General features: G+C 71.8%; 14 protein-coding genes. 11 read left to right on the top strand and 3 right to left on the bottom strand.

The features are described from left to right. Nucleotides 1–23 precede the first annotated feature (23 nt). Nucleotides 24–728: a GNAT family N-acetyltransferase gene (locus ACFV7R_RS22685; protein WP_385266323.1), complete on the top strand. Its 705-nt coding sequence runs from the start codon at nt 24–26 to the stop codon at nt 726–728. Nucleotides 729–922: 194 nt separating this feature from the next. On the opposite strand, the gene ACFV7R_RS22690 is transcribed toward ACFV7R_RS22685, so the two are convergent. Further along, on the bottom strand, nt 923–1,543 hold the full coding sequence (locus tag ACFV7R_RS22690) for an ABATE domain-containing protein (protein ID WP_385266139.1): 621 nt from the start codon (nt 1,541–1,543) through the stop codon (nt 923–925). Between the two features lie 79 nt (nt 1,544–1,622). Here ACFV7R_RS22690 and ACFV7R_RS22695 point away from each other — a divergent pair, with 79 nt between their 5' ends. After that, nucleotides 1,623–2,414 (top strand): MBL fold metallo-hydrolase, encoded by a 792-nt coding sequence (locus ACFV7R_RS22695; RefSeq protein ID WP_385266142.1) that lies wholly within the window; start codon nt 1,623–1,625, stop codon nt 2,412–2,414. Between the two features lie 69 nt (nt 2,415–2,483). Here ACFV7R_RS22695 and ACFV7R_RS22700 read toward each other — a convergent pair whose 3' ends face one another. Continuing rightward, the gene (locus ACFV7R_RS22700) at nt 2,484–3,260 is read right to left on the bottom strand and encodes an IclR family transcriptional regulator (RefSeq protein ID WP_385266145.1); all 777 of its coding nucleotides are present in this window, start codon (nt 3,258–3,260) and stop codon (nt 2,484–2,486) included. Between the two features lie 74 nt (nt 3,261–3,334). Between ACFV7R_RS22700 and ACFV7R_RS22705 the strand changes: the two genes are divergently transcribed. The 9 genes from ACFV7R_RS22705 (at nt 3,335) to ACFV7R_RS22745 (ending at nt 11,830) form a co-directional block, all read left to right on the top strand. Continuing rightward, nucleotides 3,335–4,504: a cupin domain-containing protein gene (locus ACFV7R_RS22705; RefSeq protein ID WP_385266148.1), complete on the top strand. Its 1,170-nt coding sequence runs from the start codon at nt 3,335–3,337 to the stop codon at nt 4,502–4,504. Continuing rightward, nucleotides 4,501–5,340, top strand: a complete 840-nt coding sequence (locus tag ACFV7R_RS22710) for a fumarylacetoacetate hydrolase family protein (protein ID WP_385266151.1) — start codon at nt 4,501–4,503, stop codon at nt 5,338–5,340. The genes ACFV7R_RS22705 and ACFV7R_RS22710 overlap by 4 nt, the downstream gene beginning before the upstream one ends. Then, the gene (locus tag ACFV7R_RS22715; RefSeq protein WP_385266154.1) at nt 5,340–6,050 is read left to right on the top strand and encodes a maleylpyruvate isomerase family mycothiol-dependent enzyme; all 711 of its coding nucleotides are present in this window, start codon (nt 5,340–5,342) and stop codon (nt 6,048–6,050) included. Before ACFV7R_RS22710 ends, ACFV7R_RS22715 begins: the two co-directional genes overlap by 1 nt. Nucleotides 6,051–6,083: 33 nt before the next feature. After that, entirely contained in the window at nt 6,084–7,337 is a 1,254-nt protein-coding gene (locus ACFV7R_RS22720; protein ID WP_385266157.1) for an FAD-dependent oxidoreductase, read from the top strand. A 218-nt stretch (nt 7,338–7,555) separates the two neighbouring features. Continuing rightward, complete coding sequence (locus ACFV7R_RS22725; RefSeq protein WP_385266160.1) at nt 7,556–8,206, top strand: hypothetical protein; 651 nt, start codon at nt 7,556–7,558, stop codon at nt 8,204–8,206. A 145-nt stretch (nt 8,207–8,351) separates the two neighbouring features. Beyond that, nucleotides 8,352–9,335 (top strand): carbohydrate kinase family protein, encoded by a 984-nt coding sequence (locus ACFV7R_RS22730; RefSeq protein ID WP_385266163.1) that lies wholly within the window; start codon nt 8,352–8,354, stop codon nt 9,333–9,335. A gap of 61 nt (nt 9,336–9,396) precedes the next feature. Beyond that, nucleotides 9,397–10,275 carry a methylenetetrahydrofolate reductase [NAD(P)H] gene (gene metF, locus ACFV7R_RS22735; protein WP_385266166.1) on the top strand — a complete coding sequence of 293 codons (879 nt, stop codon included), beginning with the start codon at nt 9,397–9,399 and terminating at the stop codon, nt 10,273–10,275. 452 nt (nt 10,276–10,727) lie between these two features. After that, nucleotides 10,728–11,342 carry a response regulator transcription factor gene (locus ACFV7R_RS22740; protein ID WP_385266169.1) on the top strand — a complete coding sequence of 205 codons (615 nt, stop codon included), beginning with the start codon at nt 10,728–10,730 and terminating at the stop codon, nt 11,340–11,342. A 38-nt stretch (nt 11,343–11,380) separates the two neighbouring features. Beyond that, nucleotides 11,381–11,830 (top strand): nitroreductase/quinone reductase family protein, encoded by a 450-nt coding sequence (locus ACFV7R_RS22745; protein ID WP_385266172.1) that lies wholly within the window; start codon nt 11,381–11,383, stop codon nt 11,828–11,830. Between the two features lie 114 nt (nt 11,831–11,944). On the opposite strand, the gene ACFV7R_RS22750 is transcribed toward ACFV7R_RS22745, so the two are convergent. Further along, nucleotides 11,945–13,723, bottom strand: a complete 1,779-nt coding sequence (locus ACFV7R_RS22750; RefSeq protein ID WP_385266175.1) for an acetyl/propionyl/methylcrotonyl-CoA carboxylase subunit alpha — start codon at nt 13,721–13,723, stop codon at nt 11,945–11,947. Between the last annotated feature and the right edge of the window lie 6 nt (nt 13,724–13,729).

Below are 13,729 nucleotides of genomic sequence, written 5' to 3' on the forward strand. Positions count from 1 at the left end.
CACGACAGGAGAGGTACGGCATGATGGTGACCTGCGACGATCCGGCACTCGACGACCCGGTGGGCCGGTCGCTGCGCGGCCACCACGCACGGTTCGCCTGCCGACTGGGCCGGGCCGCCACCTATCTGCCGGGGGTCGCGACCTTCTGCGCGGTGTCCACCGATGCGGAGGAGGCGGACTGGGCGGACCTGGCTCGGCTGCTCGGCCCGGGAGGATTCGCCGACATGTTCAGCTGCCCGGCGACTCCACCGTCGGACTGGGAGCCGGTCTTCGGCCTCGAAGGGCGCCAGATGATCTGGCCCGCCAGCGGCCGGCCCGGTCTCCCTCGTGCCGGGGCCGATGCCGATGTGGTCGAACTGGGCGTGGACAGCGTGCCCGAGATGCTCGACCTCGTCGCGCGGACCGAGCCGGGGCCGTTCTTCCCACGTACCCACGAACTCGGCACCTACCTCGGCATTCGCGACAACGGCATGCTGGTGGCGATGGCGGGTGAACGGCTGCGGCCTCCGGGCTGGAGCGAGATCAGCGCCGTCTGCACCGCTCCCGAGGCACGCGGGCGAGGCCATGCCGCCCGTCTGGTCCGTGCGCTCGTCACACGGATCGTGGCCCGCGGCGAGCGTCCCTTCCTGCACGTGGCCGAGGCGAACACCGGCGCGATCGCGCTCTACGAGCGGCTCGGCTTCGAGACTCGCCGACACGTAACCTTTCGGGGGTTCCGCGCTCCGTGACGGCTCATTCGGGCCGAGTGCAGTCGCCGGCGGCGATCAGCCGGATGCCGGCGGGCGTTGCGGGCCGGTCATGATGAAGCGGGTGGCCGGGGGCATCGAGCGCGCTTTCGGTGAGGGGCTGTGGTCCCGGCGTACCGGACGCCGCCGCCCGGGCTCCCTCGGCTCGTCGACGCCGAACGGAGTCGTCCCCCACGCTACTTCGTGCGGTCGTCTGCCGTGGGCTGGGTGCGGCGGGCGTAGGCACGGGCTGCGCGGGCGCGGTCGCCGCAGCGGGTGGAGCACCAGTGGCGGCGGCCGTGACGCAGCAGGTAGCGGTTGCAGGGGGTGGAGCCGCAGGCGGTCAGGCGTTCGGCCTCGGCAGAGGTGAGCAGGTCGGCGGTGTCTGCGGCGAGGGTCGCCAGGGCATGGTCGACGATCTCGGTGGTGGGGTGCGGCGTGGCGCGGTAGGGGCCGTTCTTCTCGTCCCACTGCAGCAGCGGGGCCGTGGGCACCCGGGTCATCGCGTCGTTGATCGCGGCGACGGCAGCGGGAATCGCGGGCAGCGCCGCGACGCGCGAGGCGAGCAGCGTCCTGACCTGTTCCCGCAGCGAGCGCAGCTGTGCCGCGCACATCTCCCGCACACCGGCGTCGGCCGGAGCGAGGCCGTGGTCGACGAGCCACTGGTTCGCCGCGGCCGGCGTGCCCAGGAGGTCGATGAACTGTCCACCGGGCAGAGCGATGGCGCTGTTGGCGAGGGCGAGGGAGGGGTACTGCTCCTCGCCCGGCGCGGGCAGCAGGGCGAGCTCGACGGTGCCGGTCTCGTTCATGGCCCTCATGGTACGTCTTGCAGTCATCCGTGAGGAGTGGCATGGTGTTTCACGGATAGACCAACATTCATCCGTGAGGTTTCCTTCCATGGCTTCTGTCAACGCCTCCACCGGCCAGTTCCCCGTCCGCGTCTTCGGCGGCCCGACCGCTCTCTTCGAGTACGGCGGCCTGCGTTTCCTGACCGACCCGACCTTTGACGCCCCCGGCGACTACCAGCTCCCCGGCGGCCCGCTCCTGACCAAGACCGCCCCCTCCGTCGGCAGCCCCGCCGACCTCGGCCGGGTCGACGTGGTCCTGCTCTCCCACGACGAGCACGCCGACAACCTCGACGCCTCCGGCCGCGCCCTGCTCGCCGACGTTCCCCTGACGCTCACCACGCCCGGGGGCGGCCGGCGCCTCGGGGGCAAGGCCAAGGGCCTGGCCGACTGGGAGTCCGTCGAGCTGGACCGTCCCGGCGGAGGCACGATCACCGTGACCGGCGTCCCCGCCATCCACGGGCCCGGCCCGCGTGAGCAGGTCGAGCCCATATCGGGCCAGGTCGTCGGCTTCGTGCTGACCGGGGAGGGGCTGCCGACGGTCTACGTCAGCGGTGACAACGCCTCCCTCGGCGCGGTCGAGGAGATCGCCGAGCGCTTCGGCCCGGTCGACACCGCCCTCCTCTTCGCCGGTGCGCCCCGCTTCTCCGTCATCTACGACGGCCAGTGCGTCGTCCTCGACAGTGCCCAGACCGCCGAGGCCGCCCAGCTCCTCGGCGCCCGTTGGATCGTCCCCGTCCACTACGACAGCTGGGCCCACTTCACCGAGGGCCGTGACGAGCTGGAAGCCGCCTTCACCGCGGCCGGCCTGGCCGACCGCGTGGACTGGGGTCACCGGGGCTGACCGGCCCACTCGGGCTCGCCCCCTGAAGAAGGGCGAACCCGGCACCCGACTCGCCCCTGACCGGCGGGCTCAGTGCTGCTCGGCCAGGTCCTTCTCCAGCGCGTGTGCCGTGGTCTCCAGGGCGGTCACCAGGGACTGGAGGGTGTGCGGGTCGTAGCGCACGCTGGGCATCGACACCGACAGACCGGCCAGCGCGGTGCCGTCCCGGTCGCGCACCGGTACGCCGACGGCGACGAGACCGCGTTCGGAACGCTCCTTGTTGACGGCGAACCCGTTGCGGCGCAGACGCCGCAACTCCGTACGCAGCCGGGCGAGATCCGGGCGATCGGCCGGACGGTCGCGGTAACGCTCGGGGGCGTAGACCTCCTCCAGTTCCTCGTCGGTGAGGTCGGCGAGCAGGAGCAGCCCCGCCGTCGTGCGGTGGGCCGGGAACACCATGCCCTCCCGGGAGCCGACCCGCAGTGCCCGCCGGCACTCGACGCTGGCGATGAACCGGGCCGTGTCACCGGTGCGCACGATCAGGTTCGTGGTCTCGTCCAGAAGATCGACGACCCGGTGCAGATGAGGCAGAGCAGCCGTGCGCAGTCGCGACACGAGGGACTGGGAGTGCGCGGCGAGTTCCAGCACCGGCCCCGCGCGGTAGACGCGGTCCTCGTCCTGCACGGCGAAGTCCCGGTAGACGAGCATCGCCAGGACCCGGTGGGCGGTCGACCTGGCGACGCCCAGCCGTTCGGCGATCTGCGACACGGTCGCGCCGCCCTCCATCTGCAGGATGGTCGCCGCCCGCAGCGCGTGGTCCACGCTGGCGATGGGATAGGGCGGCGGTGTCTTGAGCGGTTTGTCCATGGCGCACCCTCCGATGGATTCTGCTCTCCAGAATCTACATGTTCTCCTGGAAGACACCGCGCACGCTGGGGACTGTGACTCAGTCCTCCATCGCCCAAGACATCGCCACGGGTTCCCCGGTCCGGCTCCAGGCCGTCTCCGCGGAGGGGCAGCCCGAGGTCACCCCGGCGCTCGAAGAGCTGTACCGCGGCTTCGAACAGGAGTTGCTCGTCCCGCTGTGGACCGAGATCGGCGACCTGATGCCGGCCCACCCGCGCTCGCGCGCCGTGCCGCACCTGTGGCGCTGGGAGCGGCTGCGGAAGCTGGCAGCCCACGCCGGCGACCTGGTCCCCGTCGGCCGCGGCGGTGAGCGCCGGGCCATCGCGCTGGCCAACCCCTCCCTCGGCGGGCGGCCGTTCGCCACCCCGACGCTGTGGGCCGCGATCCAGTACCTCATGCCGGGCGAGGACGCCCCGGAGCACCGGCACACCCAGCACGCCTTCCGTTTCGTCGTCGAGGGCGAGGGCGTGTGGACGGTCGTCGGGCGCGACCCGGTGGCCATGCGGCGCGGCGACTTCCTCCCGCAGGCGGGCTGGAACATGCACGCCCACCACAACGCCACCGCCGAGCCGATGGCCTGGATCGACGGTCTCGACATTCCGTTCCAGTACGCCACGGAGACGCAGTTCTTCGAGTTCGGGCGGGACGAGATCAGCGACGCCGAGCGGATCACCCCCGAGCGTTCGCGTGCCGAGCGGCTGTGGGGGCACCCCGGCCTGCGCCCGGTGTCCGCCGGCACCACCGGCCCCGGTTCGCCGCTGCTCGCCTACCGCTGGGAGCACACCGACCGCGCCCTGACCGACCAGCTCGCCCTCGAGGCGGAGGGGTACGGCGGCACCGTGGAGCCCGGTCACGCCGCCGTCCGGTTCACCGACCCGGCGACCGGCGCCGACGTGCTGCCGACCATCCGGGCCGAGATGCACCGGATCGCGCGCGGCACCGAGACCGCGCCGGTGCGCGAGACGGGCTCGTCCGTCTACCAGGTCTTCGACGGCTCCGGCACCGTCGCCGTCGGCGAGACCACCTGGTCGGTCACCCGCGGCGACCTGTTCGTCGTGCCCTCCTGGCAGCCGCTGAGCGTTCGCTCCGAGGCCGGCTCCACCGACTCCGACTCCGGCGCCCTGGACCTGTTCCGGTTCAGCGACTCGCCCGTCTTCGAAGCCCTGCGGCTCGACCGTACCCATGTGGAAGGAACACCCCGATGAAGCTCGCCACCATCCGCCGCGGCGGCGCCACCCGGGCCGTCAGGCTCGACGGTGAGGTCCTGGTCGACCTCGGCGTCCCCGACGTGGGCGCCCTGCTGCGCCAGGACGGCTGGGCCGAGCGTGCCGCCGCGGCGTCCGGGCCGACGTACTCGGCGGCCGCCGCCGACTTCGCCCCCGTGGTGCCCGCACCGGCGAAGGTGGTCTGCGTCGGCCTCAACTACCGCAACCACATCCAGGAGATGGGCCGAGACCTCCCCGAACACCCCACCCTGTTCGCCAAGTTCGCCGACTCGCTCATCGGCGCCGGTGACGACATCGTCCGGCCGGACGAGACCGACGCGTTCGACTGGGAGGTGGAGCTCGCGGTGGTCGTCGGCAAGCACGTACGCCGCGCCCGCGGGGAGGAGGCCGAGCGGGCCATCGCGGGTTTCACCGCCCTGAACGACATCACCTGCCGTGACTGGCAGTTCCGCACCCGCGAGTGGCTGCAGGGCAAGATGTGGGACTCCACCACCCCCGTCGGCCCGTACCTCGTCACCCCCGACGAGCTGCCGGGCGGGGTCCGCCCGTCGCTGGACGTGCGCCTGCTCGTCGACGGCGAGGTCATGCAGTCCGACTCCACCGGCGACCTGCTCTTCGACCCGGTCGACCTGGTCGAGTACGTCTCCACGATCGTCCGCCTCAACCCCGGCGACATCATCGCCACCGGCACCCCCGGCGGCGTCGGCCACGCCCGCAGGCCCGAGCGCTACCTCCTCGGAGGCGAGACGGTCGTCACCGAGATCCAGGGCATCGGCCGTCTGGAGAACCGGGTCGTCAAGGAGCAGGCGTCCTGATGCGCCGGACCTTCGACGGCGCCCGCCGCTGGGTCCGGCTCGGCACCGAGCTGATGCTCGAGGCCGCCGCCGGCCTCGACGACGACGGGTTCGCCGCGCCGAGTGCCCTGCCCGGCTGGAGCCGGGGGCACGTGGCGGCGCATGTCGCCGCCAACGCCGAGGCGCTGTCCCACCTGGTGCACTGGGCCGCCACCGGCGAACCCACACCGATGTACGCCTCGCCCGAGGAACGCGCCGCCGGCATCGAACGGGGCCGTGCCCTGCCGGCCGCCGAGCTGACCGCGTGGCTGCGCGGTTCGGCGGACGCGCTGGAGACGGGGATGGCCGCGCTCGGCGAGGAGCAGTGGCGCACGCAGGTCGTCACCGCACAGGGCCGGACCGTGCCGGCCACCGAGGTGCCCTGGCTGCGCTCCCGCGAAGTGTGCGTGCACGCAGTCGACCTGGCGAACGGCGTGTCCTTCGCCGACCTGCCGGCCGACTTCCTCACCGCGCTGTGCGACGACGTGGTGGCCAAGCGCGCCACGGCCCCCGGCCCGGCCATGACCCTGCGAGCACCGGCCACCGGAGCCGCCTGGGACCTGCCTGGCGACGGCGAAGCCGCCCTGGTCACGGGCGAACTGCACGACATCGCGGCCTGCCTGACCGGACGGGACACCGGCCCGCTCACCGCCGACGGCACGCCCGCCCCCACGCTGGGCGCCTGGCTCTGACCCCGGGCCTGCCCGCGACCGAAAGAACAGATCATGAATCCTGAATCCAGCCCCGCCGGGCGGCCCGACGTCCTCGTGGTCGGCGGCGGCATCGGCGGCCTCGGTTCCGCCTACGCCCTGGCCCGCCAGGGACTGCGCGTGCGCGTCCTCGAACGGGCCAAGGAGTTCGGCGAGGTGGGCGCCGGCCTGCAGATCGCGCCCAACTGCACCCGCATCCTCGCCGAGTACGGCCTGCTCGAGGAGGCCAGGACTCTGGGCGTCGTCCCGGAGCACATGGTGATGCGTGACGCGCTCGACTCCCGGGAACTGACCCGGCTGGACCTGCGCGACCTCGAACGCCGCTACGGCTTCCCGTACATGGTCATCCACCGCAGCGATCTGCACGGCATCTTCCTGCGGGCCTGCCGGCGGGCCGGCGTCGATCTGCTGACCGACCGGACCGTCGTCGACTACGAGCACACGGACGGCGGCGCCCTGATCCGCCTCGAGGACGGCAGCGCCGAGGAGGCGCCGCTGGTCGTCGCCGCCGACGGGCTGCACTCCGTGGCCCGCCGCAAGCTGGTCGGCGACGACGTGGTCAGCTCCGACTACGTCGCCTACCGCGCCGCCGTCCCGATCGAGCAGGTCCGGCACAACGGCATCGCGGAGAAGGACGTCACCGTCTACGTCGGCCCGCGCTGCCACTTCGTCCAGTACGCGCTGCGCGGCGGCGACATGTTCAACCAGGTCGCCGTGTTCGAGTCGCCCAAGGCCCTGGCCGGACGAGACGACTGGGGCACGCCCGACGAGCTCGACGCGGCCTTCGAGCGGACCTGCGACACCGTCCGCAAGGGCATCCCGCTGATGTGGCGCGACCGCTGGTGGCAGATGCTCGACCGCGACCCGGTCGAGACCTGGGTGCACGGCCGGATCGCCCTGCTCGGCGACGCCGCGCACCCGCCGCTCCAGTACATGGCGCAGGGCGCGATCATGGCGATCGAGGACGGCTGGGTCCTCGCCCGGCACTACGCCCGGCTGGCCGAGGCCGCTGAAGCGGGCACCCGACCGGACTGGGACGCCGCGCTGACGGCGTACGAGGCGGTCCGGGTGGAGCACTGCCGCCGGGTGCAGACCACGGCCCGCGCCTGGGGCGAGCTGTGGCACCTCGACGGAGAGTCCCGGCGACGGCGCAACGCGATCATGCGGGCGCGGGACACCTACGACTACTCCTTCACCGACTGGGTGTACGGCCCGACCGCGCTGACGCCGGACGAGGAGCCGGAGATGTTCACCCCGATTCCGCTGTGAGCGACGCCCGCCTCATTTCCGGAACCTGCGTCCGGCTGTCCGTTCCCTGCCCCTGCCACTGCTGCGCACCGTAGCGCCGGCCACTGACAGCGGTCCGTCGAAGCGCCCCCTCGGCGCAGTGCGGTGGCCGGGTACCGCCATGGCAGGCAGCATGTAATCCGGCCAGGACATAACGGCATGAATCGGTCATGTGTGCAGCCGGGAGAGGACTCCATGCCATGAGCGACGCGCAGCAGCAGTACCGACCGCACAAGCGCCCGCGGCACCGAGCCCCGAGGGCCCTCACCGCTTTTGCCGCCGCCGGTGCCTGTGCGGTCGCGCTCACCGCCTGCGGCGGCGACGGCGACGGCGGCGGCGGCGATACCACGTTCACTCCGCGCCCGTCGCCGCCGGCCACCGAGGCGTTCACGGGCAGTCCGCCCGCGCCCCTCGCATCGGCGGCCCAGTCCGCGATCGAGTCCGCGCGCGCCTCCGCATCGGCCGCGGCGTCGTCCGCCTACGCGCGGGCCTCGGAGTTCGAGGCGTCCGTGTCGGCGGAGATCGAGCGTGCCAATGCTGCGGCCGAGGCCGAGTTGAAGGACGTCAAGGGCCGGGGCAATGCGACGTCCGATGTCTCGCTCACCGGCAAGCCGCGATCCGAGACGGGTGGCCTGCTCGCCCTGGTCGTGAACATCACCAACAGCACGGCCGGCACCGCCTCCTACGCGGTCCAGGTCGACTTCCGCGATCCCGACGGGAAAGTCGTCGAGACCCATTTCGTGGGCGCGGAGGACCTCGACCCGGGGGAGCGGGTCCAGCCGCTCGTCATCAGCCGCAAGCCCCCCGAGCCGAAGCTGACCGCCGAGATCGCCAAGGCCCAGCGCTACTGAACATGCGGTCGGCCCGGTGGCTGATGGCCGCCTAACCGGTGCTTAAGCCCCGCCCCGGACGATGAACGGACCCGCCGCCGCGTACGGGCAGTACGGGCCCCGAACGCGGCCGCCGACAGTCCGGAGACAGGGGTAGGGACAGCAGATGAGAATCGCAGTCACGGGGTCGATCGCCGAGGACCATCTCATGGTCTACCCGGGCAGGTTCACGGAACAGTTCATCGCCGAGAGCCTGGACAAGGTATCGCTCTCGTTCCTGGTCGACGAGTTGGAGATCCGTGCCGGGGGAGTGGCGGCGAACATCGCCTTCGGCCTGGGTTCGCTGGGCCTGCGTCCCCTGCTCGTGGGCGCCGTGGGGCCGGGCTTCGAGCAGTACCGGGCACGGCTGGAGCGGCACGGCGTCGACACCGGACCGGTCCGGGTGAGCGAAACCAGGCACACAGCACGGTTCGTCTGCACCACGGACCGGGACCACAACCAGATCGGGTCCTTCTATGCCGGCGCCATGAGCGAGGCCCGGCTCATCGGTCTGCGGACGGTGCAGGAGCGAACGGGCGCCCTCGACCTGGTCGTCGTATCGCCCAATGACCCGGAAGCGATGGTGCGGCACACCCGCGAGTGCACCGAACTGGGCGTCCCCTTCGTCGCCGACCCCTCGCAGCAGTTGGCGCGCATGGCGCGCGACGACGTCCGAGCGCTGCTGGCGGGACCCGAGTTCCTGTTCACCAACGAGTACGAGAGCGTGCTCATCCAGGAGCGAAGCGGCTGGACCGAGCAGCAGATCCTCGGCCGGGTGGGCGGCTGGGTGATCACGCGGGGTGCCGAAGGTGCCGTCGTCCAGCGAGCCGGGCACCGCCCGGTCGTCGTCAAGTCGGTGCCGCCGTCGGGCGCGACCGAGCCCACCGGCGCGGGGGACGCCTTCCGGGCCGGCTTCCTCGCGGCCGTCGCCTGGGGGCTCGGCCTGGAGAGCGCCGCGCGACTGGGGAGTGCCCTGGCCACCACGGTTCTGGAGTCCACCGGTACACAGCAGTACATGCTGTCCGGTCAGGATCTGCTGGGGCGGATCCGCGACACCTACGGCGTGTCCGCGGTGGACGGGCTCGCCGCTCGTCTGGCGGTGCGGCGATGACAGCCGCGGCTCCGCGGAGCGGATCGGGGTCCGGCTGTCCGAGGAGTTCCGGAGAACGACGATGACGACCTTCTCCTTCGAGTTCTTCCCCCCGAAGACCGAGGCGGGCGAACGCACCCTCTGGGACGCGATCCGCCGTGTGGAAGCCCTGCGTCCCGACTTCGTGTCCGTCACCTATGGAGCGGGTGGCTCCTCCCGGGACCGGACCGTGTCCGTCACCCGGCGTATCGCCGCCGAGACCACCCTGCGGCCGGTCGCCCACCTCACCGCGGTCGGCCACTCGGTCGCGGAACTGCGCCACATCATCGGCCAGTACGCGGACGCGGGCATCCGGGACGTCCTCCTGCTGCGGGGCGACCCGCCCGGCGACCCGAACGGCCCGTGGACACCTCACCCGGCCGGCTTCACCTACGCGCGTGAACTCGTCGAACTCGTAAGCTCCCTGGGGGACTTCACCATCGGGGTGGCCGCCTTTCCCGAAGGGCATCCGCGGTCGCCCGACCGGGAGAGCGACCTCCGGCACTTCGTCGCCAAGTGCCGGGCGGGCGCCGACTACGCGATCACGCAGATGTTCTTCGACGTCGAGGACTATCTGCGGTTGCGTGACCGGGTCGCGGCCGCGGGCTGTGAGACCCCGATCATCCCCGAGATCATGCCCGCAACGGACGTGCGCCAGATTCGCCGCTTCGCCGAACTGTCCGGCGCGGCCTTCCCCGAGGACCTGGCCCACCGGCTGGAACATGCCCGCCACGACCCGGACACGGCCCACCGCATCGGTGTCGAGTACGCAACGGCCATGGCCGAGCGCCTCCTTGCCGAGGGTGCGCCGGGGCTGCACTACATCACCCTCAACCGGTCCACGGCGGCGCTGGACATCCACCGGAACATCCAGGCCGCAGCAGCCTCGGTGCCGGCCCCCCGCCCCACCTCCGGAGCGTGAGCCCGGCGCCGGGCGATATGGGCAGCGAGCCCCTGACACGGACCGGGAACGGGCCGTCGGCAGGGGCTCTCGCTGTGTTTGCCACGTGCGTCCGCTGTGGCCTGTTTCAGCAGCTCTTCCGCGATTTCAGGCCACTGCCGGGTCAGTGGTCCGCAGGAGTGCCATCATGCGGCTGAGGGGTCCGGGATACGGGGTGGTCGGGTTGGGCGACCAGGTTGACGTGGCAGGACGTCGTTGACACAGCCGTACTCCCATGCCACCATTTAGATAGCTCGCTACGTAATTAAGTTACCGCCTCGACATCTAGGCGCGGCGCTCCGTCTGGCTGACGCGCCGCTTGCTGGAGGACAGTCGTAGTGCTCCCAGACCAACACCACTTACGCGATCCCGAGCACACACGACCCACATCCGTCGTCGTGCTGGGCGGCAGTCTCTTCAGTCGGATCGAGACCGTGTCGACTCTCGGCAAGGAGGAAGGATTCTCCGCAGCGGGGTATGCCGCCGACCCGGGCAAGGTGCAACGGATCATCACCGAGCGCCGGCCCGACATCGCGGTGGTGTTCGGCGCCGACGCGCTTCCCCTCATTCACGCGGTGGCGGCCAGTACACCCCGGCCGCGCCTCCTCGTCGTATCGCCCACCCACAAGCGTGGGGAAGGGGACCTCACCCGTGCCCGCATCGCCGGAGTCGTGGTCAACCGGACCAGTCACGCGACCCTGATGCCCGCGCTCAGGCTGCTGCGCTCCGGATACCTGCTCATCGCGGAACACCGCCAGTCGGGCCAGACCGTGCCCGTCCAGCGGCGTCCGCCATGGCGGTTCGACCGGCTCACCGCACGGGAGACCGAGGTCGTCCAGCTGATGCTGCGCGGCTGGAGCAATGTGGAGATCGCCGAAGCACTGGACCTGAGCGAAGCCACCGTCAAGAGCCATGTGCACAGCCTCATGGGCAAGCTCGAACTCAAGAGCCGGATCGACGTGATCACCACGGCCTACCGAACCGGTCTCGTACGCCCGGGCAGCCCACGGTTCACGCGGATGCCCCGCGCGGCCGTCGGCCGGCTCTGACATCCCCTCAGTACTCACGAAGAGAGATGAGCGAGATCATGGCCACGACCACCCGGCCCCCCGTTTCACCCTTCCTGAAGTTCGGCAACAAGATGATGCAGATGTTCCACTCCATGGGCATGCCCGTGGGGCCCATGCACCTGCTGCGCGTCAAGGGCCGGGTGTCCGGCCGGGAGTTCACCAACCCGGTGGCTCCGGTGAAGATCGACGGCGACATGTACATCCTCCAGGCCTTCCCCAAGTCGGACTGGGTGAAGAACGTCCGCGCCGCCGGCCGGGGCACCATGATCCGCGGCCGCAAGGCCCGGCCCGTGCAGCTGATCGAGGTTCCGGAGGCGCAGCGGGGGCGGATCGCCCGCGAGTTCCCGACGCAGGTTCCGATGGGCGCCGGCATCTTCGTGAAGAACGGTGTGGTCGCCGACAAGAGCCCCGAGAGTTTCGAGCGGGCGGCCCCGGGAATCCCGATCTTCCGGGTCGTTCCCGTCTGACGGTCCGAACGGAGGAACCCGGCACGGTGTCCCTGCCGTGCCGGGTTCCTCGTGTGCTCCGGGGAGCCGGGAGTGGGGGCGGCCAGGGCGAAGGGCCCTGAAGGGGAGCGCCGTTCAGCCTGCCGTACGCACCTCGCACAGTGGGGCACCCCGGGACACACCGGTCCCCGCGGCCACCTTGATGGCGTGCACCACGCCGGGACGGTGGGCCTTGACGGGCTGCTCCATCTTCATCGCCTCGATGACGAACAGCACGTCGCCCTCCGAGACTTCCGCGCCCTCGGCGGCGGACACCTTGACCACCGTACCGACCATCGGACTGGTCAGGACCGTGCCGTCCGATGCCGTCGCCACCGACGAGACACGCGCCTTGCGGCGCACCGCGGATCCGCCCGGGCGCACGGTGGTCACCGCCTTCGGTGCCGCGAGTGACTCGGGCAGCGCCACCTCCAGCCGGCGCCCGCCCACCTCGACGGTGTACGTCACCTGCTCGGGCCGCTCGGCGGTCTCGGCCGGGTCGCCCTCCCACGGGTCGATCCGCAGCGGCGCCTCCGACTCCAGCCACCGAGTGTGCACCGCGAGGCCGACGGCGGGGTCGCTCGCGGTGAACTCCGGGCTGTCCAGCAGCGCCCGGAACAGTGGCAGGGTCGTCGGTATCCCGTCGACCTCGAACTCCTCCAGGGCTCGCCGCGCCCGTGCCAGTGCCTGCCCCCGGTCGGCGCCGGTGACGATGAGCTTGGCGAGCATCGAGTCGAAGGCCCCGTCGACGACCGCGCCCTCCTCGATCCCGGTGTCCACGCGGATGCCGGGGCCGGCCGGCGTGCGCCATCCGGTGACGGTGCCCGGGGTGGGCAGAAAGCCGCGCCCCACGTCCTCGCCGTTGATCCGGAACTCGACCGAATGGCCTCGCCGGTCCACCGGGTCGGTGAACCCGAGCGGTTCGCCCGCGGCGATGCGGAACTGCTCCTGGACCAGGTCGATCCCGGTGATCTCCTCGGTCACCGGATGCTCCACCTGCAGCCGGGTGTTGACCTCCAGGAACGAGATGGTGCCGTCCTCCCCGAGCAGGAACTCGCAGGTGCCCGCACCCACATAACCGGCCTCGGCGAGCACCGCCTTCGACGCGGCGCGCAGCGTCTCCTCCTGTTCGGGGGTGAGGAAGGGCGCGGGCGCCTCCTCGACCAGTTTCTGGTGGCGCCGCTGCACGGAGCAGTCACGGGTGGAGACCACCACCACGTTGCCGTGGCTGTCCGCGAGGCACTGCGTCTCGACGTGCCGTGCCCGGTCCAGGTACTTCTCCACGAAGCAGTCGCCCCGGCCGAAGGCGGCGGCGGCCTCGCGGGCGGCGGACTCCAGGAGTGGGGGGATCTCCTCCAGGGTGCGGGCCACCTTGAGCCCGCGGCCGCCGCCTCCGCCCACCGCCTTGATGGCCAGCGGCAGCCCGTGCTCGCGGGCGAAGCCGAGGACCTCGTCCGGTCCGGCGACGGGGCGGTCGGTGCCCGGTGCCAGCGGGGCCCGGACCCGCCGGGCGATCTCGCGGGCGGCCACCTTGTCACCGAGCTGCTCGATCGCCTCCGGCGGCGGGCCGATCCAGGTCAGGTTCGCCGCGCGCACCGCCCGGGCGAATCCGGCGTCCTCGGAGAGGAAGCCGTAGCCGGGGTGGATCGCGTCCGCGCCGCACTCGGCGGCGACGGCCAGGATCTTGCCGACGTCCAGATAGGTGTCCGCGGCCGTGCTGCCGTGCAGGCCGTACGCCTCGTCGGCGAGCCGGGCGTGCGGCGCGTCCCGGTCCTGGTCCGCGTAGACCGCGACGGAGCGCAGCCCCGCGTCCCGGCAGGCCCGGATGACGCGCACCGCGATCTCGCCGCGGTTGGCCACCAGTACCTTCTCCATATGATG

The organism is Streptomyces sp. NPDC059866 (genome assembly GCF_042731325.1).
GTDB lineage: Bacteria > Actinomycetota > Actinomycetes > Streptomycetales > Streptomycetaceae > Streptomyces > Streptomyces flavusporus.

Bases quoted from the DNA above. Each gene is read 5' to 3' on its own strand.
- ACFV7R_RS22685 (WP_385266323.1), top strand. From the start codon at position 24: ATGGTGACCTGCGACGATCCGGCACTCGACGACCCGGTGGGCCGGTCG.
- ACFV7R_RS22690 (WP_385266139.1), bottom strand. From the start codon at position 1,543: ATGAGGGCCATGAACGAGACCGGCACCGTCGAGCTCGCCCTGCTGCCC.
- ACFV7R_RS22695 (WP_385266142.1), top strand. From the start codon at position 1,623: ATGGCTTCTGTCAACGCCTCCACCGGCCAGTTCCCCGTCCGCGTCTTC.
- ACFV7R_RS22700 (WP_385266145.1), bottom strand. From the start codon at position 3,260: ATGGACAAACCGCTCAAGACACCGCCGCCCTATCCCATCGCCAGCGTG.
- ACFV7R_RS22710 (WP_385266151.1), top strand. From the start codon at position 4,501: ATGAAGCTCGCCACCATCCGCCGCGGCGGCGCCACCCGGGCCGTCAGG.
- ACFV7R_RS22715 (WP_385266154.1), top strand. From the start codon at position 5,340: ATGCGCCGGACCTTCGACGGCGCCCGCCGCTGGGTCCGGCTCGGCACC.
- ACFV7R_RS22720 (WP_385266157.1), top strand. From the start codon at position 6,084: ATGAATCCTGAATCCAGCCCCGCCGGGCGGCCCGACGTCCTCGTGGTC.
- ACFV7R_RS22725 (WP_385266160.1), top strand. From the start codon at position 7,556: ATGAGCGACGCGCAGCAGCAGTACCGACCGCACAAGCGCCCGCGGCAC.
- ACFV7R_RS22730 (WP_385266163.1), top strand. From the start codon at position 8,352: ATGAGAATCGCAGTCACGGGGTCGATCGCCGAGGACCATCTCATGGTC.
- metF (WP_385266166.1), top strand. From the start codon at position 9,397: ATGACGACCTTCTCCTTCGAGTTCTTCCCCCCGAAGACCGAGGCGGGC.
- ACFV7R_RS22745 (WP_385266172.1), top strand. From the start codon at position 11,381: ATGGCCACGACCACCCGGCCCCCCGTTTCACCCTTCCTGAAGTTCGGC.
- ACFV7R_RS22750 (WP_385266175.1), bottom strand. From the start codon at position 13,723: ATGGAGAAGGTACTGGTGGCCAACCGCGGCGAGATCGCGGTGCGCGTC.